Source organism: Pseudophaeobacter sp. (genome assembly GCF_039971195.1).
Lineage (GTDB): Bacteria > Pseudomonadota > Alphaproteobacteria > Rhodobacterales > Rhodobacteraceae > Pseudophaeobacter.
Genome location: NZ_JBDWPJ010000069.1, coordinates 40,649 through 65,177 on the forward strand (window position 1 = coordinate 40,649; position 24,529 = coordinate 65,177).

At 59.9% G+C, this 24,529-nt stretch carries 26 protein-coding genes and 1 pseudogene; 14 read left to right on the forward strand and 13 right to left on the reverse strand.

Going from position 1 to position 24,529, the window contains the following annotated elements; translation table 11 throughout:
* Positions 1-74 precede the first annotated feature (74 nt).
* Entirely contained in the window at positions 75-2,426 is a 2,352-nt protein-coding gene (locus ABJP42_RS05980) for a mechanosensitive ion channel domain-containing protein (protein ID WP_348339273.1), read from the reverse strand.
* Between the two features lie 338 nt (positions 2,427-2,764).
* Between ABJP42_RS05980 and ABJP42_RS05985 the strand changes: the two genes are divergently transcribed.
* From ABJP42_RS05985 to ABJP42_RS06015, 7 genes are read left to right on the forward strand one after another with little or no spacing between them, the layout of a single operon-like run.
* Entirely contained in the window at positions 2,765-3,991 is a 1,227-nt protein-coding gene (locus ABJP42_RS05985) for a glycosyltransferase family protein (RefSeq protein ID WP_348339275.1), read from the forward strand.
* Positions 3,988-5,232: a glycosyltransferase family 4 protein gene (locus tag ABJP42_RS05990; RefSeq protein ID WP_348339277.1), complete on the forward strand. Its 1,245-nt coding sequence runs from the start codon at positions 3,988-3,990 to the stop codon at positions 5,230-5,232. Before ABJP42_RS05985 ends, ABJP42_RS05990 begins: the two co-directional genes overlap by 4 nt.
* Positions 5,229-6,317, forward strand: a complete 1,089-nt coding sequence (locus ABJP42_RS05995) for a glycosyltransferase family 4 protein (protein WP_348339279.1) — start codon at positions 5,229-5,231, stop codon at positions 6,315-6,317. The genes ABJP42_RS05990 and ABJP42_RS05995 overlap by 4 nt, the downstream gene beginning before the upstream one ends.
* On the forward strand, positions 6,314-6,901 hold the full coding sequence (locus tag ABJP42_RS06000) for a histidine phosphatase family protein (protein ID WP_348339281.1): 588 nt from the start codon (positions 6,314-6,316) through the stop codon (positions 6,899-6,901). The genes ABJP42_RS05995 and ABJP42_RS06000 overlap by 4 nt, the downstream gene beginning before the upstream one ends.
* Positions 6,898-8,034: a glycosyltransferase family protein gene (locus ABJP42_RS06005; RefSeq protein ID WP_348339283.1), complete on the forward strand. Its 1,137-nt coding sequence runs from the start codon at positions 6,898-6,900 to the stop codon at positions 8,032-8,034. Before ABJP42_RS06000 ends, ABJP42_RS06005 begins: the two co-directional genes overlap by 4 nt.
* On the forward strand, positions 8,031-8,795 hold the full coding sequence (locus ABJP42_RS06010; protein ID WP_348339285.1) for a polysaccharide deacetylase family protein: 765 nt from the start codon (positions 8,031-8,033) through the stop codon (positions 8,793-8,795). Before ABJP42_RS06005 ends, ABJP42_RS06010 begins: the two co-directional genes overlap by 4 nt.
* Positions 8,792-9,268: a class I SAM-dependent methyltransferase gene (locus ABJP42_RS06015; RefSeq protein WP_348339287.1), complete on the forward strand. Its 477-nt coding sequence runs from the start codon at positions 8,792-8,794 to the stop codon at positions 9,266-9,268. The genes ABJP42_RS06010 and ABJP42_RS06015 overlap by 4 nt, the downstream gene beginning before the upstream one ends.
* A gap of 83 nt (positions 9,269-9,351) precedes the next feature.
* Here ABJP42_RS06015 and ABJP42_RS06020 read toward each other — a convergent pair whose 3' ends face one another.
* On the reverse strand, positions 9,352-10,104 hold the full coding sequence (locus ABJP42_RS06020; RefSeq protein ID WP_348339289.1) for an SDR family oxidoreductase: 753 nt from the start codon (positions 10,102-10,104) through the stop codon (positions 9,352-9,354).
* Between the two features lie 130 nt (positions 10,105-10,234).
* Entirely contained in the window at positions 10,235-11,377 is a 1,143-nt protein-coding gene (locus ABJP42_RS06025; RefSeq protein WP_348339290.1) for an alpha-D-ribose 1-methylphosphonate 5-triphosphate diphosphatase, read from the reverse strand.
* Positions 11,378-11,429: 52 nt separating this feature from the next.
* Between ABJP42_RS06025 and ABJP42_RS06030 the strand changes: the two genes are divergently transcribed.
* Entirely contained in the window at positions 11,430-12,125 is a 696-nt protein-coding gene (locus ABJP42_RS06030) for a DUF1045 domain-containing protein (protein ID WP_348339292.1), read from the forward strand.
* Here ABJP42_RS06030 and phnN read toward each other — a convergent pair.
* Genes phnN through ABJP42_RS06050 form a run of 4 tightly spaced genes read right to left on the reverse strand, consistent with a single transcriptional unit; the run spans position 12,095 to position 15,023 of the window.
* The gene (gene phnN / locus ABJP42_RS06035) at positions 12,095-12,667 is read right to left on the reverse strand and encodes a phosphonate metabolism protein/1,5-bisphosphokinase (PRPP-forming) PhnN (RefSeq protein ID WP_348339294.1); all 573 of its coding nucleotides are present in this window, start codon (positions 12,665-12,667) and stop codon (positions 12,095-12,097) included. The genes ABJP42_RS06030 and phnN overlap by 31 nt on opposite strands.
* A complete protein-coding gene (gene phnL, locus ABJP42_RS06040; protein WP_348339296.1) occupies positions 12,664-13,347 on the reverse strand; it encodes a phosphonate C-P lyase system protein PhnL in 684 nt (227 codons plus the stop codon). Before phnL ends, phnN begins: the two co-directional genes overlap by 4 nt.
* Positions 13,348-13,359: 12 nt before the next feature.
* A complete protein-coding gene (gene phnK, locus ABJP42_RS06045; RefSeq protein WP_348339326.1) occupies positions 13,360-14,130 on the reverse strand; it encodes a phosphonate C-P lyase system protein PhnK in 771 nt (256 codons plus the stop codon).
* Between the two features lie 26 nt (positions 14,131-14,156).
* The gene (locus tag ABJP42_RS06050; RefSeq protein ID WP_348339298.1) at positions 14,157-15,023 is read right to left on the reverse strand and encodes an alpha-D-ribose 1-methylphosphonate 5-phosphate C-P-lyase PhnJ; all 867 of its coding nucleotides are present in this window, start codon (positions 15,021-15,023) and stop codon (positions 14,157-14,159) included.
* A gap of 371 nt (positions 15,024-15,394) precedes the next feature.
* On the opposite strand from ABJP42_RS06050, the gene ABJP42_RS06055 reads away from it, so the two are divergent.
* On the forward strand, positions 15,395-15,577 hold the full coding sequence (locus ABJP42_RS06055; protein WP_348339300.1) for a hypothetical protein: 183 nt from the start codon (positions 15,395-15,397) through the stop codon (positions 15,575-15,577).
* A gap of 180 nt (positions 15,578-15,757) precedes the next feature.
* On the forward strand, positions 15,758-15,970 hold the full coding sequence (locus tag ABJP42_RS06060) for a hypothetical protein (RefSeq protein WP_348339302.1): 213 nt from the start codon (positions 15,758-15,760) through the stop codon (positions 15,968-15,970).
* A gap of 2 nt (positions 15,971-15,972) precedes the next feature.
* Here the strand turns inward: ABJP42_RS06060 and ABJP42_RS06065 are convergent, their stop codons facing one another.
* From ABJP42_RS06065 to phnG, 3 genes are read right to left on the reverse strand one after another with little or no spacing between them, the layout of a single operon-like run.
* Complete coding sequence (locus tag ABJP42_RS06065) at positions 15,973-17,073, reverse strand: carbon-phosphorus lyase complex subunit (RefSeq protein ID WP_348339304.1); 1,101 nt, start codon at positions 17,071-17,073, stop codon at positions 15,973-15,975.
* A gap of 4 nt (positions 17,074-17,077) precedes the next feature.
* Positions 17,078-17,662: a phosphonate C-P lyase system protein PhnH gene (phnH, locus tag ABJP42_RS06070; RefSeq protein ID WP_348339306.1), complete on the reverse strand. Its 585-nt coding sequence runs from the start codon at positions 17,660-17,662 to the stop codon at positions 17,078-17,080.
* The gene (phnG, locus tag ABJP42_RS06075) at positions 17,662-18,114 is read right to left on the reverse strand and encodes a phosphonate C-P lyase system protein PhnG (protein WP_348339308.1); all 453 of its coding nucleotides are present in this window, start codon (positions 18,112-18,114) and stop codon (positions 17,662-17,664) included. Before phnG ends, phnH begins: the two co-directional genes overlap by 1 nt.
* 107 nt (positions 18,115-18,221) lie before the next feature.
* Here phnG and phnF point away from each other — a divergent pair, with 107 nt between their 5' ends.
* Positions 18,222-18,959 carry a phosphonate metabolism transcriptional regulator PhnF gene (gene phnF, locus ABJP42_RS06080; protein ID WP_348339310.1) on the forward strand — a complete coding sequence of 246 codons (738 nt, stop codon included), beginning with the start codon at positions 18,222-18,224 and terminating at the stop codon, positions 18,957-18,959.
* A gap of 92 nt (positions 18,960-19,051) precedes the next feature.
* Here the strand turns inward: phnF and ABJP42_RS06085 are convergent, their stop codons facing one another.
* Genes ABJP42_RS06085 through ABJP42_RS06095 form a run of 3 tightly spaced genes read right to left on the reverse strand, consistent with a single transcriptional unit; the run spans position 19,052 to position 21,272 of the window.
* On the reverse strand, positions 19,052-19,855 hold the full coding sequence (locus tag ABJP42_RS06085) for an ABC transporter substrate-binding protein (protein WP_348339312.1): 804 nt from the start codon (positions 19,853-19,855) through the stop codon (positions 19,052-19,054).
* Positions 19,852-20,568, reverse strand: coding sequence for an ATP-binding cassette domain-containing protein (locus ABJP42_RS06090; protein WP_348339314.1), 717 nt, complete (start codon positions 20,566-20,568; stop codon positions 19,852-19,854). Before ABJP42_RS06090 ends, ABJP42_RS06085 begins: the two co-directional genes overlap by 4 nt.
* On the reverse strand, positions 20,568-21,272 hold the full coding sequence (locus ABJP42_RS06095) for an ABC transporter permease (RefSeq protein ID WP_348339316.1): 705 nt from the start codon (positions 21,270-21,272) through the stop codon (positions 20,568-20,570). The genes ABJP42_RS06090 and ABJP42_RS06095 overlap by 1 nt, the downstream gene beginning before the upstream one ends.
* Positions 21,273-21,698: 426 nt before the next feature.
* Here ABJP42_RS06095 and nadA point away from each other — a divergent pair, with 426 nt between their 5' ends.
* The 3 genes and pseudogenes from nadA to ABJP42_RS06110 all read left to right on the forward strand — a co-directional run.
* A complete protein-coding gene (gene nadA, locus ABJP42_RS06100) occupies positions 21,699-22,751 on the forward strand; it encodes a quinolinate synthase NadA (RefSeq protein ID WP_348339318.1) in 1,053 nt (350 codons plus the stop codon).
* Between the two features lie 47 nt (positions 22,752-22,798).
* Positions 22,799-24,400, forward strand: a complete 1,602-nt coding sequence (locus tag ABJP42_RS06105) for an L-aspartate oxidase (protein WP_348339320.1) — start codon at positions 22,799-22,801, stop codon at positions 24,398-24,400.
* Positions 24,397-24,529 (forward strand): annotated as a pseudogene (locus ABJP42_RS06110) (carboxylating nicotinate-nucleotide diphosphorylase); the annotation flags it as partial. The gene ABJP42_RS06105 and the pseudogene ABJP42_RS06110, both read left to right, overlap by 4 nt.

Genomic DNA, 24,529 nt, shown 5'->3' on the forward strand with positions numbered 1-24,529 from the left:
GTTGGGGGCGGGAGCCCCCCCTTTGCCCTGCAGAACAGCTTCTGCAGATGGAAACACGCCCGCCCTAAATCGTCTTAGCGGTCATCGCCGCCGCCATTCACATCCATTATGTCTTCATCAATGGCGGCCTGAACGGCACCTGCCATGGCTTCTTTTTTCTGCTGCGGAATGTCCTCAGCCTGATCTTCCGCCAGGCGCACCGTGACCTCGCGATGCGCAAACCTGATGCCTTCGCGGGCAAAGAGTTCGCGGATATCCTGATAGACGCGTTTACGGATCAGCCATTGATCCCCCGGTTTGGTCATGAACTTCACCCGGATAATCATTGCTGAATCCTGCATCTCGATGACGCCCTGCGATTTCAGCGGCTGCATAAAGCTGTCGCCAATCACCGGATCGCTTAGCAGTTCCTGCCCCAACTTCTTGATCATCTTGCGGACCTTGTCGACATCGGTGTCATAGGTCACCCGCAGCGGCAGCTTCATCATCACCCAATCGCGCGAGTAATTGGTCAGCACCTTGATCTCGCCAAAGGGAATGGTGTGCAGCGCGCCCAGATGGTGACGCAGCTGGAAAGACCGGACCGAGATTTTTTCAACCGTGCCTTTCACATCGCCAATATCGATATACTCCCCCTTGCGAAAGGCATCATCCACCAGGAAAAACGCGCCCGAAAAGATATCCCGCACCAGGGTCTGCGAGCCAAAGCCAACAGCCAGACCCACCACACCAGCACCGGCAAACAGCGGGCTCACATTGACGCCCAGTTCCAGCAACACGATGAGAATGATGGAGACAACAACTACGGCCAGGATAACGCCGCGAAACAATGGCAGCAGGGTGGCGAGACGACTGGCGCCGCCATGGCCGCCCTCATCCCCCAGTTCGGCTTCTTGGACATCACCGACCTCTTCGTCGATCTTGCTGTCGATCCAAATCCGCGCGGTATGATAAACAACGTAGCCCATGAACAGGATCACCACCACATCAAAGGCTCGCTCGGCGGCAGTGGTTGTCATCCATTTGGCTTCGGGGTTCCAAACCATAACGAGGGCATAGGCGCCAACCAGAAAGGCGAGGATTCCTGCAACCCGTCGCGCCAGGTCTTCATAGCTTGACAGCTGATAGCCCTGGCTCTGCGCCATAGCCTTGATCTCTTCCTCAGAGATCTCCGCAACAGCGCCATCTTCGCCTGTTCCCTCTTCGCCCGCAGTGGGCAGCGGGTCGAGCACTTCTGGCAGGCGGCGACGCTGGGCATAGGCCTCAATGCCGTAATTGATCACGCCATAGACCACTAAAATCGAGGTCAGCACCATATAGGTGCCCGCCATCAATGGGATCGACATCTCCCGCTCCAGCACCAGATCAAACACCAGTTTCAGCCAACCAAAGATGATGTAGGTGACCATGACGGGTGACCAGAGCATCGACAGGATCCGCAGCAACCAGGAGCAATCTTCCTTGCTCTGCCCCGCGCGAATTGCATTGGAAATGGCACGGGCGTTGATTGCGATCAAAAACACGCTGGCCAAGGCACCAATCAAAGCTAGGAAGCCGGATACCAGCGCAAAGACGTTATAGTTCAGACCAAAATCACCAACCCAGGTGGCAAAGATCTGGGAAAAGACATCATAGGTCGCCAGCAGGGAGGCAGACAAATACAGCCGTTTTGCATCCCCGTCAGAAAACACCGGCATCCGGTATTGGCTCAGATAGGGAGACAGAACCATCCGCCACAGATCGGAAACAACACTGGCGACAAAAAAGGCCGTGTAGATCGCAGTGACGGTGAATTCGATTGAGCTGTCCCCCGAAGCCCCAAAAATCAGATAGGAGAGCAACAGGGCAAAGACCATCGCAAAGATAGTCCCCAAGACCCCCATGAAGAACCGATAGACCAAAAAGGGCATCTTCTCGTAATAGCCCTCCGGGTTTTCCTTAATCCGCGCCACCACATAGCGTTTGGCTATGCGTTTGCCGTAGATTTCCACCGACAGCCAACGCCCGATAAACAAAAACAACAAGCTCCAGCCCAACACTTCGACATAGGTGATGATGCGCCCGTCCGGGCTGGTCTGGCGCAGAATATACTTCATCTCAAAGATCGAATAGGGCAGCGCCTCCAGACGGCTGCGCAGCTCCTGTCGGAATGATTGGAATTCCGACTGCGCCTTCATCAGCGCTGACGCCCCTTCCATCGAATTGGCAGCGGGCGCAACCGCGGGTTCATCTCCGCCGGTCACGACCCCACTGCCATCAACGATGATGACGCCAAGTCCGCTTTCGGCCGCCAGTTCTACCGCACGGGCGACTGGATCCGTGGCGCCCTCCACAGCCTCCTGCGCCAGCCCAGTTTGTGGTACCGCCAAGGACAAAAACATGAGCGCCAGGCTCAACCAGATGAACTGAAGAAAACGAGAGATCATACCAAACAGGCTCCGATATTAGTTGAAGCAAAGTAACCGCGCTGATTTGATTGCGCAATTGAACACCTCCCGCCGGCCCCCAATGACCTGTCAGCGATGCAAATGGGCAATCATGCTGCCACGGACACCGGAAGCCTTTTTGTACGGCCCAGCAGGGTCAAATCGGCGCTGAGAGGGCAAAATCGCCTGAGCCAAAGGTGGAAACGATGCAGAGGATTGCTGCTTTTGCCCTCTCGGCGCCATTTCGCTTCAAAATCGGGTGTTTCAAAGGGTAACCCCCTTGCTTTCAGCACCTTCCTATTGCACCACCTTCTAGTAGTACACCTGCAGGCTAGCCCATGACTTCGACCACAGACTCCTCTTGCGAGCCAGACCACCCCCAACGCGGCCCTCGGGTGATGCTGTACAGTCATGATACTTTTGGACTGGGCCATCTGCGCCGATCACGTGCCCTCGCCGGGGCAATCACCTCCGCCGATCCCTCTGCCTCTGCCTTGATCCTGACCGGATCACCCGTGGCCGGACGCTTCGCCTTTCCAACCCGTGTTGACCACATGCGCCTGCCCGGCGTGATCAAGCGCTCCGATGGCAGCTATGCCTCGCGCACCATGGGCATGAGCATCGAAGAGACCACCGAATTGCGCAGTGGCCTGATCCGCTCCATGGCCGAGCAATTTGAACCTGACGTGCTGATTGTCGACAAGGAGCCCACCGGATTTCGCGGCGAGTTGCTGCCTGCGCTGGAATTCCTGGCTGATCAGGGCCGCTGCAAACTGGTGCTCGGTCTGCGCGATGTTTTGGACGAGCCAGAGGTTCTGGCCGAAGAATGGGCCCGAAAAGAGGCCATTGAGGCCACCGAGACATTTTACGACGAAATCTGGGTCTATGGGCTTGCCTCTATCTATAACCCGACCCAGGGGCTGAACCTCAGCCCGGCGGCGCAAAATCGAATGTACTGGACCGGTTATCTGCGCCGCGATCTGGGCGCATGGGATGCGCCACAGGAACAGCCCTATGTACTGATCACCCCCGGCGGTGGCGGTGATGGCGCAATGATGGTTGATCTGGTGCTTTCGGCCTATGAGCAAAATCCTGACCTGTCCCCCCGCGCGGTTCTGGTCTATGGTCCCTTCCTGTCCGGTGAAACCCGCGAGGCCTTTGAGGCCCGTGTTGAGGCCCTGCAGGGGCGGGTCACCTCGGTCGGGTTTGAATCGCGGATCGAGAACCTGTTTTCCGGAGCGCAGGGCGTGGTCTGCATGGGTGGCTACAACACCTTTTGCGAAGTGCTGTCCTTTGACAAACCCGCCGTCATAGTCCCGCGTACCACGCCGCGTCTGGAACAATGGATCCGCGCCAGCCGCGCCGAAGAGCTGGGCCTTGTGGCCATGCTCGATGAGACCCGCGATGGCTGGACGCCAGAAGCCATGACCAGGGCCATTGCCGCCCTGGAAAATCAAAAGCCACCCTCGGCGGCCTTCTCAGAAGGGCTGCTGGACGGATTGGACTGCGTGACCAAACGGGTCGCGACCCTGCTGCAAGAACAGCCGCGAAAGGCCGCCGAATGAGCTCCAACACTCCGCCCTTGGCGGTTCTGGTCAAAGGCTGGCCGCGGCTGTCAGAGACCTTTATTGCGCAGGAGCTTGTGGCCTTGGAAGAAGCCGGGCAGGCCTTTGAGATCTGGTCGCTGCGTCATCCTACGGATGTCAAACGCCACCCGCTGCACGACAGGTTGCAGGCGCGGGTGCGCTACCTGCCGGAATATCTCTATCAAGAGCCCGGTCGCGTCTGGGCCGCCCGCACAACAGCCCAGGCCCTGCCTGGCTACGGCGAAGCCTATCGGGTCTGGCGGGCAGACCTGCGCCGCGATCCCAGCCGCAATCGCATCCGCCGTTTTGGGCAGGCCTGTGTGCTGGCAGCCGAAGCCCCTGCCGAGGTGCTCGGGCTCTACGCCCATTTCCTGCATACACCCGCATCCGTCGCGCGCTATGCGGCGATCATGCGCGGGCTGCCCTGGAGCTTCTCGGCTCATGCCAAGGACATCTGGACCTCGCCCGATTGGGAAATTTCCGAGAAACTTTCCTCCCAGCACCATGGCGCCGCCTTTGGCGCCACCTGCACCGCATTTGGCGCGCGTCACCTGCAAGAAATGTCAGATGATCCCACCCGCATTGATCTGATCTATCACGGGCTTGATCTGGCACGGTTTCCTAAACCCCCAGCCCGCAAATGGCGCAGCGCAAAGGATCCGCTCAAACTGATGTCCGTGGGGCGTCTGGTGGAGAAGAAGGGTTTTGACCGGCTGATCGCGGCGCTGGCTTTGTTGCCACCTGAACTGGATTGGCACTGGACTCATATCGGTGGTGGCGGGTTGAACGATCTGCTGCAGGACATGGCAGAGGACGCTGGTGTCTCCCAGCGCATTACCTGGCGCGGTGCCTGTGACCAACCCGAGGTCATTGCGGCGATGCGGGCCTCTGATCTCTTTGTTCTGCCCAGTCGGGTGGCGGCGGATGGCGATCGCGACGGATTGCCCAATGTGCTGATGGAGGCTGCCTCGCAATTGCTGCCGATCCTGTCAACGCCGGTCTCTGCCATCCCGGAATTCATCGACAGCGGCGCCCATGGGTTGCTCAGCAAGGATGACCCAGAGGCGCTGGCCGCAGCCCTCCTGTCGCTGGCACAGCAGCCACGCATGGCCCAAAACATGGCCGAGGCCGCGCTGGAGCGACTGCGCCGTGACTTTGGCATGGATCCCGGCATTGCCCAGCTGGTTGCCCGACTGGACGCCATGCTACAGGGGTCATGAAAAAACCTGCTCCCATACGAGTTGCCTTTTATGCGCCAATGAAATCGCCGCGCCACCCGGTGCCTTCAGGGGATCGGGAAATGGCCCGCAATCTGATGGCGATCATCCAGGCAGGCGGCGCCGAGGTCGAATTGGTGACCGAGCTCAAGGTCTTTGACAAACATGGCGACCAGAGTCTGCAAGAGAACCTGCGGGAAAAGGCCGCGCTAGAGGCCGGGCGGCTGATCGAAGAGATGCCAAAGATGGACCTTTGGGTGACCTACCACAACTACTATAAGGCGCCGGATCTTGTCGGCCCAGTAGTGGCCCGCGCCCGGGACATCCCCTATGTGCAGATCGAAAGTACCCGCGCCACCAGCCGCCTCAGCGGTGCCTGGTCCGAGTTTGCCCAGGCCGCCCACGATGCGGCTGATGCCGCAGCGCTGATTTTCTATCTGACCGCCAATGATCTGATCACCCTGGAGCGGGAAAAGCATCCCAATCAGACGCTAGTTTGCCTAGCGCCATTTTTACCAAACGCCTCCCTTCCCAGAGCCAGCGCAACATCCGGTCCGATGTTGACGGTGGGCATGATGCGCCCCGGCGACAAGCTCGCCTCCTATCAGATCATCGCCGATTGCCTACAGGCGCTTGACGGCGATTGGCAGCTCCAGATCGCCGGGGATGGGCCGGCCCGGCCCGAGGTTAAGGCCCTGATGGCGCCCTTTGGAACCCGCGTCACCCTTTTGGGACAATGCTCTCAATCTGAACTGGCGGCAGCCTACGAACAGGCCAGCCTGTTCCTCTGGCCCGGCGTTAATGAGGCCTTTGGCATGGTCTATCTCGAAGCGCAAAGCCATGGGCTCCCGGTTGTGGCCCAGGACCGCCCCGGTATGCGGGACATTCTTGCACCGGGTAGCTATCCTGACCCGGAACTTGGAGCCGACGCCTTGGCCAGTCGTTTGCAAGAGCTGTTGGCCAATCCAGAACTGCGCCAGAAACTGGGAAAGAAGGCCCGTGAAAGGATCGCGGGCCACCATCTCGCCCCGGCAGCCTCTGCCCGCTTCTGGAGTGCTGTTGCGCCTTTGTTGGAGAAAAGCAGATGATCCGCCTTGCCCTTTTACGCCATGGCCATACCGCCTGGAACCGCGCTGGTCAGATCCAGGGCCGCAGCGACATCCCATTGGATGAGGCCGCCCGTGCAGAGCTTCGCGAATTTTCCCTACCTGCCCCCTGGGATCAGGCTGACCTATGGTCCAGCCCGCTGTCGCGCGCGGTGGAAACCGCCGAACTGGTCACCGGCCAGACACCCCAAACAGCGCCAAACCTGACAGAGATGTTCTGGGGCGATTGGGAAGGCAAAAAGGGGCTTGAGCTCAAGGCCGATCCGCAGAGTGGTTTTCGCGATATCGAGCACTGGGGCTGGGACTATCGCCCGCCACAGGGCGAAAGCCCCGCCGAGGTCTGGGCCCGCATCAAACCCTGGCTTGCCAGCCTGCAGCACGACACGGTTGCAGTTTGCCATATCGGCATCATGCGGATGATCCTGGCGCAGGCCTATGGCTGGAGTTTTGACGGTCCCGCCCCCTTCCGCATCAAACGCAATCGGCTGTTTGTTGTTGAGCTGGACGGTGGGACCCTCACCCCCTGGGCCGAGCCCGTGCGCCTGCTGAAAAGGCCCGCAGCATGAAGGTGATGATCGTTGTCACCCACCTGTTGGGCACCGGGCATCTGTCTCGGGCACTGACGCTGGCGCGGGCCTTTCAAGAGGCTGGCGACAGGGTGCAGATTGTCTCAGGTGGGTTTCCTGCACCACAACTGGACAGCAAGGGGATTGACCTGCTGCAACTGCCGCCGCTGCGCTCAGACGGGGTGAGTTTCACCCAGCTTTTAACGGCCCAGGGCGACTTGGCTGATGAAACATATCACCAGCACCGCCAGACTGCACTTTGCGAAGCGTTGCAGCAGATGCAGCCAGATGTGTTGATCACCGAGCTCTACCCTTTTGGCCGTCGGTCTTTGCGGCATGAATTCCTTGCCCTGTTGCGCACTGCCAAGGCGCTGCCAAAACCGCCCAAGATCCTGGCTTCGATTCGCGATATCCTGGCGCCGCCCTCCAAACCGGAAAAGGCCACCAAGGCCGATGCGGTGATAGCAGATTTCTACGATGCGGTTCTGGTGCATGCCGATCCACAGGCCGCGCGGCTTGAGCTCAGCTGGCCAGTTTCTGACATGCTGGCTGCCAAACTGCGTTACACGGGCTTTGTCGCGCCGGCTGCAGCTGGGGCTCACCCGCAGGCCGCAGGTCTAGGTGAGATCCTGGTAAGCGCCGGGGGCGGCAGCGTCGGAGATGAAATCTATCAGGCAGCTCTGGCGGCGGCACGGCTGATGCCAGATCATCGCTGGCGGCTCCTAGTAGGCGGCACAGATGCGACGGCTCGCATTGCCGCGCTGTCAAAATCCATCTCTCCGGCCAAGATAGAATCCACGCGTCCTGATTTTCGCCAGATGCTGACCCATGTGGCGGCTTCTGTCAGCATGTGTGGTTACAACACTGCACTAGACCTGCTGCAGGCAGAGACCCCTGCCGTGGTGATCCCCTTTGATGCTGGCAAAGAGGTCGAACAGGGCCTGCGTGCCAAGAGCCTGACGCAGCTGCCAGGATTTGAGGCCCTGCGCACCGCAGATCTCACTCCGGAACGTCTGGTAGCCGCTGTTGAAAAGGTGCTCCAATCCCCGCGCCGCTCCGCCGCGCAGTTTAAATTTGATGGCGCCCAGCGCGCGGTGGGCATTGCCCATGAACTGGCAGGAGCAGGTGCATGACACCAGATTGGAGCCAATTGGATGCCGAGCTGGCTACATGGCGCGACACCGGGATGACCTTGCCCTTGTGGTGGCGCGACGATGACGCGACTGAGCCGACACCAGAGTTGGACCAGCTCAGCGCCTTGTCGCGCAAACTGGCCCTGCCAGTGCATCTTGCGGTGATCCCCAAGACCGCAACGCCTGAACTCGCCGCTTATCTCGAGCAGCATCCAGAACTGATCCCTGTTGTGCATGGCTGGGCGCATCAGAACCGCGCAGATCCAAGCCGGAAAAAATGCGAGTTCCCGGCAGACCGGCCCACCGATGACGCCCTAGCGGATATGGCACAGGGGTTGGCCCGGCTAAACACCCTGTTTGGCCCGCGTCTGCTGCCGATGTTTGTGCCCCCCTGGAACCGGATTGCCGCTGAACTGCCTCCAAAGATGGCAGATCTGGGATTTACCGCCCTGTCGACCTTTACCCCACGCAAAAGCCCTAAGGCCGCGCCGGGACTGGCGCAGATCAACACCCATCTGGACCCGATTGACTGGAAGGGCAGCCGGTCGCTGGTTGCACCCGACCGGTTGATCAACCAAGTCAGCGAACAGTTGCAGGCACGCCGGACCAGCACTGCAGAGAATACCGAGCCCTATGGTATCCTCACCCATCATCTGGCGCATGACAGGGCCATCTGGGATTTTACCGAGGCATTGATCTCGCACCTGATGCAAGGCCCTGGAGTGGTCTGGACATTTGACAACAAGGAAGATCTGACATGAGCCGATTGGATTCAATGCTGCGCCGTTTTACCGCTCAACGCGACGGGCTGAACTGGGCCGCCGCTGAAATTTCCGGGGTTGCGGGCGATGTGCTGGATATGGGGCTAGGCAATGGCCGCACCTATGATCACCTGCGCGAGACCCTGCCCGACCGCCGCGTCTGGGTCATCGACCGGGTCCTTCAATGCCACCCCTCCTGTGTGCCACCCGAAGAGGATTTCCTACAAGGCGAAGCGGTTCCGATGTTGGAGCGCCTCAAGGCCGAGGGCCATAAGATCGTTCTGGCCCATTATGATTTTGGCTTTGGTGTCAAAGAACAGGATGTGGCAGAAGCCGCCGCTATGTCACCGGTGATCGCTTCCGTTATGGCCAAAGGCGGCATCGTGGTTTCAGGCCAGCCCCTGGTCGGATTTGAAGAGCTAAAAGGCCCCGAAGGCATTCCCGAAGGCCGCTACATGTTCTACCGCGCCTAGGGCTTGGCCGATGTGTTCACCCAACAGAGGGGGCTTTGGGATCTAACCCAGAGCCCCCTCCTTTTTTGTGACCTCTGTCCAAATTACAGCTTGGTTATGGAGTTACCGCCATCTGCGAGCATGGCGCTCCCGGTGACAAAGGAAGCCCGGTCCGAGAGTAGGAACAATGCGGCCTGTGCGATCTCGGCTGGTTCTGCCATGCGTTTGAGGGCGTGAAATCCGCGTACCATCGCATGAAAATCGGCATCTTCCCCGGCCATGGGGGTCATGGTTCCTCCGGGCAACAACGCGTTGACGCGAATGCCCTCACCCCCATGTTCTGCGGCCAGAACCTGCGTCATGCCAATCAACCCTGCCTTGGCAGCAGCATAGGCGCCCATACCGGGAAACCCAATGGTATGGCCCACAAAGGATGAGGTGAACACCAAAGAGCCGCCGCCGCTTTTGCGCAGAGATGGGATCTGATGTTTTGCCGCAAAGAACCCACTGGTGAGATTGACCGCCAGCACCTCTTGCCAGGTCTCGGTCTTCATGTCCGGGATCGACCCCATGTCTCCTGTTGTGCCAGCATTGTTAAAGGCGCCATGCAGGCCACCAAACTGCTGTTCTGCAAGCGTCACCAGTTCTTGATTGTAGGCCTCTTCGCTGACATCGCCCACCAGGCAAACCGCATTGCCATGGCTCTGGGTGATCTGACCGACCAGCCTGTCGAGCTCTCCCTGCCGTCGGGCACCCAATACGACGTTTGCCCCGGTTGAGGCAAACAGCAAGGCTGCCGCCGCGCCAATGCCACTACTCGCCCCCGTGATGATGATTGTCTTACCTTGAAGTTCCATGGACATGCCTTTCCTCTGTTGCATGCCCATGGTCTAGGGTCAGGTGTGACGCCCAAGCGATCCGTTTCTTGCGCCTGTTGCAAAGCCTGCTTTCAAACCGCAAGAAACGGGTCACCCTTGTTTGGGTTGTTCAGGCCACCCGCTGCCCGCGTGCCCAGGTGCCGCGCAGGGCTGGCGTGTTGTCGATGAGTTTGAAGCGAATGAGATCCGCATGTTTGCCAACTTCAAGTCGGCCTCTATCAGACAGTTCAACCGCATCCGCCGGGGCCTGTGTCACGGTGGACAGCCCACGCGCCATATCCCCCCAGATCTGCCCCAGTTTCACCGCCGACATCAGCAGCGCTCCGGGCACATAGTCAGAAGAGATGATATCCAGAAGCTCCAGCTCGGCCAGCTCCTGTGCTGCGACATTGCCCGAATGCGAGCCTCCCCGGATCAAATTGGGCGCCCCCATCATCACCTTGATGCCATGAGCATGGCAGGCCCGCGCCGCCTCCACCGTAGTGGGGAATTCCGCCAAATGAATGCCATGATCGGCAGAGGTCGCAACCTGATCGGCAGTGGTATCATCATGGCTGGCAAGCACTGCTCCAAAGCGCCGCGCCGCCTTGACCGCTTCGACTTCATGCAGGTCGCCATAGGTCTCCCGCAACTGTCTCAGATGCGCCACATGCGCCTGAAAGCCAGCTTCATCAAAACCGTGCTTGCCTTTGACATAGGCCTCTAGTTTGGAGATGTCACGAAACTGACGCTGCCCCGGCGTGTGATCCATCAGGGAGACCAGACCAACCCGGTCTTCTTCCCCAAACTCTGCCAATTCCTCAAGCAGGGTGTCAGAACAGACCTCTGCCCGCAGGTGCAGAAAATGCGAGATCTTCAGCGCATTCTTCGCCCGCATCTCCAGCAGTTCCATCGCCAGACCGCGGGCATAGGACCCATAGCGGCTTTCCTTGCGGCTGACCGACCCCACCCGCATGGCGTCAAACACGGTAGTGATCCCGGTCCCTGCCAGCTCGGCATCATGCGCCATGATGGCGGCAGAATGGGGCCAATCGACCGAGGGGCGCGGCTGGATATGGCGCTCCAGATTATCCGTGTGCAGCTCGACCATTCCGGGGCTCAGGTAGTCGCCCTCACAGTCCAGCGCCCCCTTGGGGACTGCCGCGCCTGTGGAGATCTCCACAATCTCTTCGCCGCGGATTTTCACCTGTCCGCGCAGTGTTTCAACGGGCAAAACAAGGGTGGCATTGGCAAGGATCAATTCATCTGTCATCTGAGCTTCACAACTTTCGAGCTATAGGAACGGCCACGTATAGGAGGCCAATGTGACATTCACGCGATACGCGATTTATTACGCCCCCCCGGCGGATGCCGAGTGGAGCCAGTTTGCCACCCAATGGCTGGGGTGGGACATGGAGGCTGGACACGCCGCTACACAGCCGGAAATTGCCGGTCTTGATCTGGCGGAAATCACTGCGGTGCCGCGCAAATACGGGCTGCATGCGACGCTGAAGCCGCCAATGCGCCTGGCTGCGGGCTGCACGCTGGAGGATCTGCAGGCGGCCTGCGCTGCGCTGGCCTCCCATTTGGCGCCTGTGACCCTGGAGGGGCTGCATCTGGCGCGCCTGGGACGGTTTCTGGTCGTGCAGGTCAGTGGCGCTGAAACAGCGCTTTCTCAGTTTGCCGCCGCCTGCGTGCAGGGTCTCGACCGTTTTCGCGCACCCGCTTCCGAGGCGGAACTGGCCAAACGCCGCGCTGCGGGGCTCACCCCGGCGCAGGAGGCAAACCTCACCACATGGGGCTATCCCTATGTGCTGGATCAGTTCCGCTTTCACCTGACCCTCACTGGCAAATTGCCCAAAGCAGACCTGCCCGCGGTCGAGGCGGCCCTCAACACACATCTTATCCCACTCCTGCCCAAACCGCTGGTGATCCGCAATTTTGCACTGGTGGGGGAAGATCCAGAGGGGCGGTTTCATCTGCTCCACCGCTATGCCCTCACTGGCGTCGAGGCCGGGTAGATCACCGCACGGGCGGCAGATACCGCCAGCGCCAAGTCGCCACTGTTGTCGATCTGGTGCAGCTGCCGTAGCCCCGCAGGCAAGGGCTGGCGCGCGCGGGCAAGACGACGCTGAACCTCGGCGGCGTCCTCACGCCCGCGCTTTGCCAGCCGCTCAGCCAGAACCTCTGGGCTGGCCGTGACAGATAAGACAATCAGATCGCCAAAGATCTCTTGCGCCTGTAGCAGCACCGCCCGCGACAGATTGACCAACACGCCTCTGCCCGCAGCGCGCAGCGCCTCGATGCTCTCCGGAATGCCGTAGTGCAGCCTATGCGCGGGCCAATGCAGGGCAAATTGCCCGGCCTTCACCTGCCTGAAAAATTCCTCTTCGCTGACCGCGTGGTAATCTTCCCCCCCGGCCTCTGGTGCGCGGGTCACCACCCGGCGCATCAGGCAAAGTCGCGGATCCGTCTTTGCCAGGGCCTCCATCAGACTGTCCTTGCCAACGCCCGAGGGACCGACAACCGCAATCACCGGCCCTTTTTCAGAGCTGGCAGTCATGCCGCCGCCTGTGGCGAGAATGCCGAGACGTCTATGGAGCTGTCGCAGACCTGGTCACGGGCAGCCTCATCATGGAAGATGCCGATGATCGCCGCACCGCGTGCCTTGGCCCCCTCGATCAACCGCAGCACGGTGGCACGGTTCTTTGCATCCAGGCTGGCGGTGGGCTCGTCCAGCAACAACGCCGGATAGTCATAGGCAAAGCCGCGTGCGATATTCACCCGCTGCTGCTCGCCGCCGGAAAAGGTCGTCGGGCTGAGGCTCCAGAGCCGCTCGGGAATGTTCAACTCCGCCAGCAGGCTGGCGGCCTTGTCCCGCGCGGCGTCAACCGGAGAGCCAACGGCCAGCAAAGGCTCTGCCACCACATCGAGCGCGGGCACCCGGGGCACCACCCGCAGAAACTGACTGACATAGCCGAGGGTTTCGCGCCGCAGCGCGATGATCTGGCGCGGCTCCGCCTGGGCCACATCCAGCCCACCTACTTTGACCTCACCAGCGGCCGCCAGATAGTTGCCGTAGATCAGCCGCATCAGGGTGGATTTCCCGGCCCCAGAAGCGCCCACCAGGCCAATGCACTCCCCGGCAGAAACGGCCAGGTTCACCCGCTCCATCACCGGGATCACCGCGCTGCCCTGGTTGTGCAGGGTGAAGCTTTTGCTCACATTGTTGAGTTCAATCATCGTCTTTGTCCTTCAAACCTGCAGCACCGAGGAAACCAGAAGCTGGGTATAGGCATGCTGCGGATCGTCCAGCACCTGATCGGTAAGGCCGCTTTCCACCACATGACCGTCTTTCATAACCATCAACCGATCCGCCAGCAGGCGGACAACGGCCAAGTCATGGGTGACGATAATGGCGCTCAGCCCCATTTCACGCACCAGGCTGCGCAGCAGATCCAACAGCCGTGCCTGCACCGAAACATCCAAGCCTCCGGTGGGTTCATCCATAAACACCAGCCTCGGGCCGGTCACCAAATTGCGGGCGATCTGCAGCCGCTGCTGCATGCCACCGGAAAAGGCGCTGGGTCGGTCATCAATACGGGCGTCAGAGATCTCCACCCGGCCCAGCCAATCGGCGGCCTGCGCGCGGATGTCCCCATAGTGCCGCCCACCCACAGCCATCAGACGTTCGCCAATATTGCCGCCGGCCGAAACCGACATGCGCAAACCATCGCGGGCATGCTGATGCACAAAGGCCCAGTCGGTGCGCCCCAGCATCCGCCGTTCGGGTTCGGACATTTGCAATGTGTCCCTTGGCCCATCTGCGCGGGTGTCAAACACCACCTCGCCGCGATCCGGCGGATGATGTCCCGCCATGGCGTTCAGCAGCGTCGACTTCCCCGATCCGCTTTCACCAACGATGCCCATGACCTCACCAGGGTAGAGATCAAAATTCACATCCTTGCAACCGATCCGGGGGCCATACATTTTTGTCAGTGATTTCACCTGCAACAGCGGTGTCATATCCTGTGCTCCTGTTTGCGGGCTCATCACGCGGCCTCCCCTTCGTTTTCACCTAAACGGCCCACATGACCCTGAGCACGGCGCGAACGGCAAAAATCGGTGTCAGAACAGACAAACATCCGGTTACCCGCATCATCCAAAATCACCTCATCCAAGTAACTTTGCTCAGATCCACAGAGATCGCAGGCGTGGTCGGCCTTGCTGGCCACAAAGGGGTAGTCCTCAAAATCGAGGCTGACGACGCGTGTATAGGGCGGCACCGCATAGATGCGTTGCTCTCGTCCCGCGCCGAACAGCTGGATCGCAGCCATCTCGAGCTTGGGATTGTCGAATTTTGGGATCGGCGAAGGATCCATCACATAGCGATCCTCCACCTTCACCGGATAGGCATAGGAGGTAGCGATATCGCCATGCTGGCTGATGTCTTCATAGAGCTTCACATGCATCAGGCCATATTCCTCAAGACTGTGCATCTTGCGGGTCTCGGTCTCGCGCGGTTCCAAAAAGCGCAGCGGTTCCGGAATTGGCACCTGATAAACCAGAATCTGATCCTCGGTGAGCTCCGCCTCGGGGATCCGGTGGCGGGTCTGGATAACGCTGGCCTTGGTGGTTTCCTCGGTAGTGGCAACCCCTGCGGTGCGTTCAAAGAACTTACGAATGGACACCGCATTGGTGGTGTCATCCGCGCCCTGATCAATCACCTTGAGCGTGTCTTCTGGCGTCAATGTCGCCGCCGAGACCTGCACGCCGCCGGTGCCCCAGCCATAGGGCATCGGCATCTCGCGGCTGGCAAAGGGCACCTGATAGCCCGGCACAGCCAGACCTTTCAGGATGGCGCGGCGGATCATCCGCTTGGTTTGTTCGTCAAGGTATGCAAAATTATAGTCAGACATAATTAACCTCGAATATTCTTAATGGTGTAGTTCAAGCCAATATGGAGCGCGGTATCCCGATGGAATTCACTCTCGCCATTGTATTGACGATTGGTCTGGGCGTTTTGATTTGGGCAATTGCCCGCGTTCTTCTCACCCTGCGCGCTGGTGGATATGATCACATCAGTCGTCGCCGAACAGACGACGTTCACACGAGCATTGATCCGATTGATACAGCCCTTATTTCTCGCGGACCTCCTTCCGGACGCTTGCGGAAACAGGGCCAAGATTTCGGAAGCTTTGAAGGAGGAGATGCGAGCGGCGGGGATTAGTTCCTTTTGTGGTGCGAGACGCATTTCTTCCGCAGTATTTTCCCAAAGGAGATTTGAGATATGACTTCTGATGAATTGCTTGGCACCGTCCTCGGCATTGCCATCGTGGTACTGTTGATCGCGGTGATCCTGGCGGCGATGTTTTACCGTCCGACCCCGCACAAAAAGACGCGCAGCAGAACCACCTTCACCCATGGAATTGATGATGCCTCGGTGGATGGCGATGGCAGCCGTGGGGAGTGATCTGGCAATAGGGATCGTAGCCTCTGAGACCTTCGTGCCGCGTATCACAAACACTGGATTCGCCCCGCAATAGTTCGAAACCACGGTAGTTTCTTGCTGACCGCTCTCACGTCCCCTGTTGACTGCGGCGTGCCCTCTGCGGAACGATGAGCCGATGTTTTGTTTTGTTAGGAGCCTCTGATGCTCGCAGATTTCTTCGCCATCCTGATGCTGATCGGCATGGTTTGGGCTGTCCTTAAACTGACCAATCGCAAGCCCAAACCGGGCGATCCGGGCCAGGCGCGATCCGCGTCGAGCGGGTTTGAGCGCAGCCATCTGGCGCAGACGGCTGCCTTTGACGCCGAAACCCGCGCCGACAATGGAAGCAGCGCTGGTGGAGGTGGGGCTGACTAGCCTCATTGCGCCGCCTCCCGCGCGGCCATTTCATCCGCCAGTTCCTGCGCTTCGCGGCGCAGTTTCCGCACCAGCTCCAACTCGGACTGGAAATCAACGTAGTGCGGCAGTTTGATGTGTTCGAGAAAACCCGTGGCCTGGATATTGTCGGAATGGCTCAGGACAAATTCCTCGTCCTGCGCAGCCGCGCCAAGGTTGTCTTCGCCCAGTTCTTCCCAGCGCAGGGCACGATCGACCAGCGCCATCGCGATGCTCTTACGCTCTGACTGGCCAAAGACCAGACCATAGCCACGGGTGAACTGTGGCGGCACGGTTTTGGAACCTTTGAACTGATTGACAGTCTCGCATTCAGTTAGCTCCACTTCGCCAATTTCAATGGCAAAGCCCAACTCGGGGATCTCCATCTCCACCGGTACTTTGCCAATACGCAACTCGCCAACAAAAGCGTGGTTGCGCGCATAGCCACGCTGGGTGGAATAGGCCATGCCAAGGATAAAACCCTCATCGCCGCGCGCCAAAGACTGTAGGCGCACCGCGCGGCCCGCCGGGAAGCTCATCGGTTCACGGGTGAGATCGCCAGGTGTGGTTTCTAAATTGGGCTCGCGCTCAATGATGTCTTCGCCCTGCAAAAACTCGGTGATATGCGGCGTTGCTTCCATCCGGGGAGTGGCAACCGGGGCCTCGGGCAGCTCGCCATCCGCAGCCAGTTTGAAATCCAGCAGCCGGTGGGTGTAGTCAAAGGTCGGCCCCAGAACCTGGCCGCCCGGCGCGTCCTTGAAGGTGGCCGAGATCCGGCGATCACAGGCCATGGCGCCGGTGTCCACCGCTTCACTATAGCCAAACCGTGGCAGGGTGGTGCGATAGGCACGGATCAAAAACACCGCCTCGATCAGATCACCGCGCGACTGTTTGATCGCCAGAGCGGCCAGATCTGGATCATAGAGCGAGCCTTCGGCCATGACGCGATTGACCGCGAGGCTCATCTGTTCGCGGATCTGCGCCAGACTAAGCTCGGCCACACCCGTATCACCACGGCGTTCCTCGGCGAGCCAGGCATGGGCATTGTCGATGGCCCGTTCGCCACCCTTTACTGCGACATACATGCAATCAGTCCTTTGCCATAATTTTGGTAGAGCGCGGCAGCGCTGCCAGCTGACAGCCCGAAGTGAAGAAGAAATCCACCCCAAGCGGGAACTGCAGAGCATTGGCCTGGCAAGCTGCAATATCCGGCAGCGCCAAGCCCGCGCGATCCATGATGCCCGGCCCGGTGAGAGTGGCATTCGGAGCGGTAAATTCAGCGATTTCGACAATCAGCGTTGCCGAGCGATCCGGGTATTCCGAGGTGCCAACGCGGTATTGCTCCAGCGGCATCAGATCTGTCCAGCTGCCCAGGGCAAAATCCGCCTGTTCAGCCGCAACAATCGGCGCGCCGGTGTGAAAGGCCAACCAAGAGCGCAGCGGCGCACTGTCCACATCCTGTGCCAGATAAACACCTGTTTCGGGATCACAAAGCGTCAAAAGCAGGCAGCCAGCCGCAGGGGAAATACCGGCGGGTGGCTCGGCCCCTAAAATGTCTTGCACAGTTCCTGGACGCGCCATGGCATTCATTGCTGCGCGAAAAGCATTGGCCGCATCCACCGGCGGGGTGGCAAATCCACCGCCGTAGCTGTTGGTTTCAGTATTCAGCGACATCAGTCCTCGCCCCGTACCATTGTGAAAAACTCTACCTTGGTGGCAGCGGCCTTGGCTGCACGCGCCTCCTTGCGGGTCTGGCGCGCCTGCTGTAGCGCCTCCAGCACTGCCTGGCGCAGGTCGATAGCCGCCGCAGTCTGCATCAGAGCATCCACCTTGGCAGCGATCTCGGCTTTGGGTTTGGAACGCCCCTGCACATAGCCATGGCCCACTGTCCCATCCGCCAACGTCAGCGCACAGCGTGTCACCGTCATTTCGCCCAGATTGAACGGCGCGCCAACGCTGCCCATACGACCACGCACCATGACGCCGCCCACCTCTGGCGGGCGCAGCCAGTCAAAGCTGGGATCGTGGTCAAAATCGCTCCACAACTGGGTGAGCTCGCCCTCGTCTGCCTGGGCCAGGAGGCTCAACCAGGTCTTTCGCGCAGCAACGGTTATTTCTGTTTTCATTTGTCAAAGCCTCTTGGCCGGGTTGTCTATGCGTTCTATACAACTAGACAAATATTAGCGAAGACCCTCGCTGCTGTGCAACCAAAACCTTGTGAAAGTTTAGTGACATGCCCCCAAGCCCCAGCCAGAGCAGCCGCACAGCAGTATGGAAATCCATCGCGATCTCGCGCACGGATGACATCGCTCAGGGCCGATATAGCACCGGGCACAAGCTGCCCTCGGAGGCGCAGCTCTCCGCGCGCTTTGGCGTCAACCGTCACACGGTACGACGCGCCTTGTCAGACATGTCGGATCAAGGCCTGGTGCACGCGCGCCGCGGTGCCGGCGTGTTTGTGGCGGCGGCCCCTACGGATTACCCCATCGGCAAACGGGTACGGTTTCACCAGAATATCTCGCGCGGGGGGCAAACGCCTGCCAAGCGCATTCTGGCGCTGGAAACCCGTGCCGCCGACAAGACCGAGGCTGAGGCGCTGGAGCTAGATCCCGGCGCACAGGTGCATGTCTATGATGGACTTTCGCTGGCTGACGATCAGCCTATTGCGCTGTTTCAAAGCGTCTTTCCAGCCATCCCCTTGCCGCAGATGCTCACCGCCCTGGAGGATATGCAATCGGTCACGGCCGCGCTCAAGGCCTGTGGCATTGCCGATTACACCCGGCTGGAAACCCGCATCACCGCTAAACAGGCGACGGCAACCCAGGCGTTGCATTTGCGCATTTCAGAAGGCGCGCCGATCCTGCGCACCACCGGCGTCAATGTTGATCCCGATGGACGCCCAGTGGAGTTTGGCCGCACTTGGTTTGCCGGCGACAGGGTAACGCTCACCATTGACGGCCAAGATGTATAGCCGCGCGCCATCCCGACCGCCACAACGCTGCCGATGAAACAAAAAGGCCCCCGCCGATTGGCAGGGACTCGTTGATTAAATAGCCGACGGATCTACTGTTTGGCGTTAAACACAAACAGGGTTTCACCGTTGATTTTGTAGTTATTGATCAGCTCCTTAGCCTGATCCGAGATCAGCCAGGCCTCCAGCTTCATTGCCAGATCATTCTTGGCATGGGTGTGTTTTTCCGGATTCACTGGCAGGTAGGCATATTGATTGAACAACACCGGATCGCCCGAAAACAGCAGCTCCAGATTGCCTTTGTTGCCAAAGTTCAACCAGCTGGCGCGATCCGCCATGATATAGGCCTCCATGCCGGATGCAGTGTTCAGCGCCGCCCCCATGCCTGCGCCCACAGCCCGGTACCAGGCATCAAAACCCGCCGGGTCCAGATCCGCCGCAGCCCAGAGGCTCAGCTCTTTCTTGTGGGTACCGCTGTCATCACCGCGACTGACAAAAGGCGCCTCTACGTCGGCGATCAGCTGCAGGGCCTCGGCCGCGCCTTTGGCAGCCTGCAGGCCGGCCTCATCCGATTTGGGGCCGATAAAGACAAAATCATTATACATGATCTCGCGACGATGGGTGCCATTGCCGCCGGCAAGAAACTTCTCTTCTGCCTTTTGCGAATGCACCAGGATGGCATCGACATCGCCGGCCTCTCCCAAACGGATGGCTTGCCCAGTGCCCACCACCAAAAGCTGCACATCCAAGTCCAGATCGGCCTTGATTTCGGGCAGCAGGATTTCTGCTAGGCCCGAGTTGTGAAACGAGGTGGTAACCGCCAGTTTCATCTCTTCTGCCAGCGCCGCGCTGGTCAGAAACAGGCTCGCAACAGCGCCCAACACTACGGTTTTCATTCGACAATATCTCCGTTTAGAAAGGCTTGAGCCTGTGAGGTAATAGGCCCCGCAAAAAACTCTTTGGCCGGGGTGAACTCGTGGATGTTCCCTCGCAGAACAAACAACACCTCATCTGCCAGCCGCTGCGCCTGACCCATATTGTGGGTCGACATAATGAGCCGCGTGCCCGTGGCAGCCGCCTCGGTCAGGATCTCTTCGATCTCCCGGGTGGCGCGCCCATCGAGTGAGGCGCAGGGCTCATCCAGGAACAGCACGTCCGGCTCGCGGATCAGGGCCCGTGCCAGCGCCAGTTTCTGCCGCTCTCCACCAGAGAGCAGCACGGCCTGCCGATCCAGCGCATCGCCCAGATTGATCCGCTCTGCCCAGACCGCGGCCCGTGCCCGCGCCTCATCGCGCCCGACCCCAGTCAGTTGCAGCGGATAGGCGATATTGTCGACCACCGAGCGCCGCATCATGATGGGGTTCTGAAACACAAAAGCCTGCCGCCGCTGCGCCTCTGCCTTAGGGCAGGCCCAGTCCAGGGAGCCGCCATTCATCCGTTCAATGCCGTGCAGCATCTTCAACAGGGTGGTCTTGCCCGCGCCATTGGGGCCAATGACGATGCTGGTTCCCTGCCCCTGAAGGGACAGATCGATCGGCCCGACCAGAACCTTGCCGCGCCGCCGCACCAGGGCATGTTTGGCGATCAGAGGGAACATCTGTTTCTGCATCACCAGCGCCCCTCGGTTTCGGTATGGCCCAGCCAGTGGATCGCCAAGTTAACCGCAATCGCCATTGCGATAAGGACAAACCCCAGCCCAAGTGCCATGGCAAAATCGCCCTTGCCGGTCTCTAGTGCAATCGCCGTGGTCAGTACCCGTGTGGCGTGATCGATATTGCCGCCAACCACCATGATCGCTCCGACCTCGCCGATGGCGCGGCCAAACCCTGCCAGCGCCGCCGTCAACAAGGCGCGCCGCCCATCCCAAAGCAGGGCCTTGATCCGCTGCACCTGGCTGGCATTCATCGAGATCAGCAGGTCGTGATAGTCGCTCCAGAGTTCACGCAGGGATTGATGTGCAATCGAGGCGATCAGCGGCACGATGATGATGACCTGGGCAATGATCATTGCCGTTGGCGTAAACAGCAGGCCCAGAACCCCCAGCGGCCCAGAGCGCGACAGGAAGACATAGACGATCAACCCAACCACAACTGGTGGCAGCCCCATCAGCGCGTTCAAAACTGCGATGGTAACCCGGCGCATACGAAAACGCCGAACCGAGAGCAAAGCGGCAAAGGGAAGGGCAATGGCCGAGGCTATCGCCAGTGCGGTCAAAGTGACCCGAAGCGAGCGCAGCGTGATCTCCACCAGATCCCTGTCCAGCGTCACTACAAGCCAGAACGCCCGGACCATGCCATCCAACAGATCAGTCATTGCACGCGTATTTCTCCGGCTTGGGTGGGAGGATAGCTGCCTCCTGCCTTGGTATTTCGCAGTTAAAAATCACAGCTATGTCTCTAAAAACAGTGCTAATTCAATCAATCCGTGAAATAGGACAATTTGTCCAGTCGCAGCAATCCAAGCCCTACCCAAGGGGTCAAATTTGCTACCTGTTTCTATCCTCTCTTCACCGGAGCTCCTAACCAAAACGAACCGCTCTGGGTTAGACTGCGCCCCGGGTAAAAAGTTCAGCGGCGTTTTATGCTTCAAGCAAGCTGAAAAATAAAAAGACCAAAATTCCCTCGCGCCAAATCACCGCATTTGGCCGGGTTATCCCGGCCCCTCCCTTGCGTGCGGGATTTGAACGTGAAACAAGCCGCACCCAAAGTCTCATCCTGTACTCCACTTTGAGGATTAGCCATGTTTGATATGCAGACTATGCGCGATCAGCTCGCCAACCACTACGACCTGGCTCCGAACCCGGCGCTGGCGCAGGAGATGTCCGAGGAATATGCGCGGATGCAGCGCGTGGTCTCTCCTATGGACTGGGCCATTCACGCCCCCTATGTGGCCGCGATCAACGCTCTGAAGAAAGAGCGTAATGCTGTGATCCTCGCCCATAACTACATGACGCCTGAGATCTATCACGGGGTTGCCGATGTGGTTGGCGACAGCCTGCAACTGGCGATCGAGGCCACGCGGGTTGAGGCCGATGTCATCGTACAATGCGGCGTGCATTTCATGGCCGAAACCTCCAAGATCCTCAGCCCCGACAAGATCGTGCTGATGCCGGATATGGAAGCAGGCTGTTCGCTGGCGGAATCCATCACCGCCGAGGGTGTCGCCGAGATGCGCCGCCGTTACCCCGGCGCGCCCGTGGTGACCTATGTCAACACCACCGCCGAGGTCAAAGCCGCCTCTGACATCTGCTGCACCTCTTCCAATGCGGCGCAGATCGTTGCCGCCATGGAGAGTGACACGGTGATCATGACGCCGGATCAGTATCTGGCGCAGAATGTGGCCAAGGATGTGCCGCAAAAGAACGTGGTCTGGTGGGAAGGCTCCTGCATCGTACATGAGCAATATAGCGCCAAGGACCTGCGCGAGTTCCGCGAATGGAACCCCGGCACCCGGTTGATTGCTCATCCGGAATGCCCGCCCGACGTGGTGGCCGAGGCCGATTTCTCTGGCTCGACCAGTGGCATCATCAAATATGTCACCGATGAAAAGCCAGAAAAGGCACTGCTGATCACCGAATGTTCGATGGCCTCCAATATCTCTGACAGCCTGCCAGAGGTGGATTTTGTCGGTCCCTGTAACATGTGCCCCTACATGAAGAAGATCTCGCTCGAGAAAATCCTCTGGTCGCTGCATACTATGTCAGAGCCGATCGAAGTGGACCCGGAAGTCGCCGAAGGCGCGCGTCAGGCCGTGCAAAAGATGATCGATCTGTCGCAGAAACTAGGCATCTGATTGGTGCCGGGCGAAGCTTCGAAATCACTGCCTTGGAAGCCACGAACATGACTGCTGCCACTGGCAAGAAAACGCTGGAAACAGACCGTATCGTCATTGTTGGCGCTGGTCTTGCAGCGCTTTATGCGGCGTTGGAACTGGCGCCACGCCCGGTTTTGATGATCTCACCCGAACCTCTGGGGCTCGGCGCAAGCTCTGCCTGGGCCCAGGGCGGTGTGGCTGCCGCCATGGCCAAAAGCGACAGCGCCGCAGCCCATGCCAGCGACACATTGGAGGCCGGTGCGGGAACTGTTGATGCCGAGGTGGCCGAAATGGTTACCCGCATGGCCCGGGATCACATCCTCGACCTCACTGCCCTTGGTGCTCCCTTTGATCGCGACGCCAAAGGCAATTACGTGATGAGCCGCGAAGCCGCCCATTCCGCCGCCCGCGTGGTCCGAGTCAAAGGCGATCAGGCCGGGCATCAGATCATGGAAACGCTGATCGAGGCGGTGCGCAGTTCTGCGTCGATCCAGGTGATTGAGCGCACCGAAGCGCTACGGCTGGAAACCAAAGGCAATACCGTCACCGGGGTTTGGATCCGACGGGCGGATAGGCCCACTGCGCCCCTGCTGATCTCCTGCCCCGGCGTTTTGCTGGCGGGTGGCGGCTCTGGTGGGCTTTATGCTCATACAACCAATCCGCCGCGCATTCGCGGCCAGGTCATTGGCCTTGCGGCCCGGGCTGGAGCGCAGATTGCGGACGCCGAGTTTGTCCAGTTCCACCCCACCGCTGTAGATTGCGGCGAAGATCCCGCGCCACTTGCTACCGAGGCCCTGCGCGGTGAAGGTGCAACACTGATCAACGCAGCCGATGAGCGGTTCATGGTGGATCTACACCCGGATGCCGAGCTGGCGCCGCGCGATGTGGTGGCCCGTGGCATCTTTGCCGAGACCCAGGCCGGGCGCCGCCCGATGCTCGATACCCGCGACGCCCTGGGCGCCGAGGTGCTCACGCGGTTTCCGGCCCTGGCCGAGACCTGCGCCCGCGCCGGGATCGACCCGGTGAAAGATCCCATTCCGGTGGCCGTCGCCGCGCATTACCACATGGGTGGCATTGCAACCGACCTGCAGGGCCGCGCCAGTCTGGACAGGCTTTGGGTCAGCGGAGAAGCTGCCTCTACCGGGCTGCATGGTGCCAACCGGCTTGCCTCCAACGGGCTGCTCGAAGCCCTGGTCTATGCCCGCCGCGCCGCCACTGATATTGCCTCATCCACTGCCCTGCCCGGCGAAAGGCAACTGCCCGAATTACAACCGTGTTTTACTCCCGGTGGCCAAGACATGGACGCGGCAGCGGTGCTGCAACTTCGCCAAACTATGAGCGACCATGTTGGCATGCGCCGCGATGCCCAAGGTCTGCAAAAGGCGCTTGCTACGCTCGCCGCACTGGAACAAAGCCAGCGCGAGGACGAGGCCTTCCTTAATATGTGTGCCACCGCCACGCTGATCGCCGCCAGCGCCCTGGCGCGCCGCGAAAGCCGGGGCGGCCATTTTCGCACCGATTTCCCCGACACAGACCCCAGGCTTGCCCAACGCAGCCAGATCACCCTTGCCGAGGCCCATGAGCTTCGCGAGCAAGCGCTCAACAGCCTCCGAAAGGACATGCCATGATCCGCCAAGCCCCCCTGCCAGATCTGTTGCTGGAGCCTCTGGTGCGGGCTGCCCTGCTGGAAGATCTGGGCCAGAACGGGGACATTACCACCCGCACCGTGATCCCGCCCTCGGCCCGCTACAAGGCCC

Excerpts from the sequence above, each read along its gene's own strand:
- ABJP42_RS05980 (WP_348339273.1), bottom strand. The coding sequence starts at position 2,426 with ATGATCTCTCGTTTTCTTCAGTTCATCTGGTTGAGCCTGGCGCTCATG.
- ABJP42_RS05985 (WP_348339275.1), top strand. The coding sequence starts at position 2,765 with ATGACTTCGACCACAGACTCCTCTTGCGAGCCAGACCACCCCCAACGC.
- ABJP42_RS05990 (WP_348339277.1), top strand. The coding sequence starts at position 3,988 with ATGAGCTCCAACACTCCGCCCTTGGCGGTTCTGGTCAAAGGCTGGCCG.
- ABJP42_RS05995 (WP_348339279.1), top strand. The coding sequence starts at position 5,229 with ATGAAAAAACCTGCTCCCATACGAGTTGCCTTTTATGCGCCAATGAAA.
- ABJP42_RS06000 (WP_348339281.1), top strand. The coding sequence starts at position 6,314 with ATGATCCGCCTTGCCCTTTTACGCCATGGCCATACCGCCTGGAACCGC.
- ABJP42_RS06005 (WP_348339283.1), top strand. The coding sequence starts at position 6,898 with ATGAAGGTGATGATCGTTGTCACCCACCTGTTGGGCACCGGGCATCTG.
- ABJP42_RS06010 (WP_348339285.1), top strand. The coding sequence starts at position 8,031 with ATGACACCAGATTGGAGCCAATTGGATGCCGAGCTGGCTACATGGCGC.
- ABJP42_RS06015 (WP_348339287.1), top strand. The coding sequence starts at position 8,792 with ATGAGCCGATTGGATTCAATGCTGCGCCGTTTTACCGCTCAACGCGAC.
- ABJP42_RS06020 (WP_348339289.1), bottom strand. The coding sequence starts at position 10,104 with ATGGAACTTCAAGGTAAGACAATCATCATCACGGGGGCGAGTAGTGGC.
- ABJP42_RS06025 (WP_348339290.1), bottom strand. The coding sequence starts at position 11,377 with ATGACAGATGAATTGATCCTTGCCAATGCCACCCTTGTTTTGCCCGTT.
- phnN (WP_348339294.1), bottom strand. The coding sequence starts at position 12,667 with ATGACTGCCAGCTCTGAAAAAGGGCCGGTGATTGCGGTTGTCGGTCCC.
- phnL (WP_348339296.1), bottom strand. The coding sequence starts at position 13,347 with ATGATTGAACTCAACAATGTGAGCAAAAGCTTCACCCTGCACAACCAG.
- phnK (WP_348339326.1), bottom strand. The coding sequence starts at position 14,130 with ATGACACCGCTGTTGCAGGTGAAATCACTGACAAAAATGTATGGCCCC.
- ABJP42_RS06050 (WP_348339298.1), bottom strand. The coding sequence starts at position 15,023 with ATGTCTGACTATAATTTTGCATACCTTGACGAACAAACCAAGCGGATG.
- ABJP42_RS06055 (WP_348339300.1), top strand. The coding sequence starts at position 15,395 with ATGACTTCTGATGAATTGCTTGGCACCGTCCTCGGCATTGCCATCGTG.
- ABJP42_RS06060 (WP_348339302.1), top strand. The coding sequence starts at position 15,758 with ATGCTCGCAGATTTCTTCGCCATCCTGATGCTGATCGGCATGGTTTGG.
- ABJP42_RS06065 (WP_348339304.1), bottom strand. The coding sequence starts at position 17,073 with ATGTATGTCGCAGTAAAGGGTGGCGAACGGGCCATCGACAATGCCCAT.
- phnH (WP_348339306.1), bottom strand. The coding sequence starts at position 17,662 with ATGTCGCTGAATACTGAAACCAACAGCTACGGCGGTGGATTTGCCACC.
- phnG (WP_348339308.1), bottom strand. The coding sequence starts at position 18,114 with ATGAAAACAGAAATAACCGTTGCTGCGCGAAAGACCTGGTTGAGCCTC.
- phnF (WP_348339310.1), top strand. The coding sequence starts at position 18,222 with ATGCCCCCAAGCCCCAGCCAGAGCAGCCGCACAGCAGTATGGAAATCC.
- ABJP42_RS06085 (WP_348339312.1), bottom strand. The coding sequence starts at position 19,855 with ATGAAAACCGTAGTGTTGGGCGCTGTTGCGAGCCTGTTTCTGACCAGC.
- ABJP42_RS06090 (WP_348339314.1), bottom strand. The coding sequence starts at position 20,568 with ATGCAGAAACAGATGTTCCCTCTGATCGCCAAACATGCCCTGGTGCGG.
- ABJP42_RS06095 (WP_348339316.1), bottom strand. The coding sequence starts at position 21,272 with ATGACTGATCTGTTGGATGGCATGGTCCGGGCGTTCTGGCTTGTAGTG.
- nadA (WP_348339318.1), top strand. The coding sequence starts at position 21,699 with ATGTTTGATATGCAGACTATGCGCGATCAGCTCGCCAACCACTACGAC.
- ABJP42_RS06105 (WP_348339320.1), top strand. The coding sequence starts at position 22,799 with ATGACTGCTGCCACTGGCAAGAAAACGCTGGAAACAGACCGTATCGTC.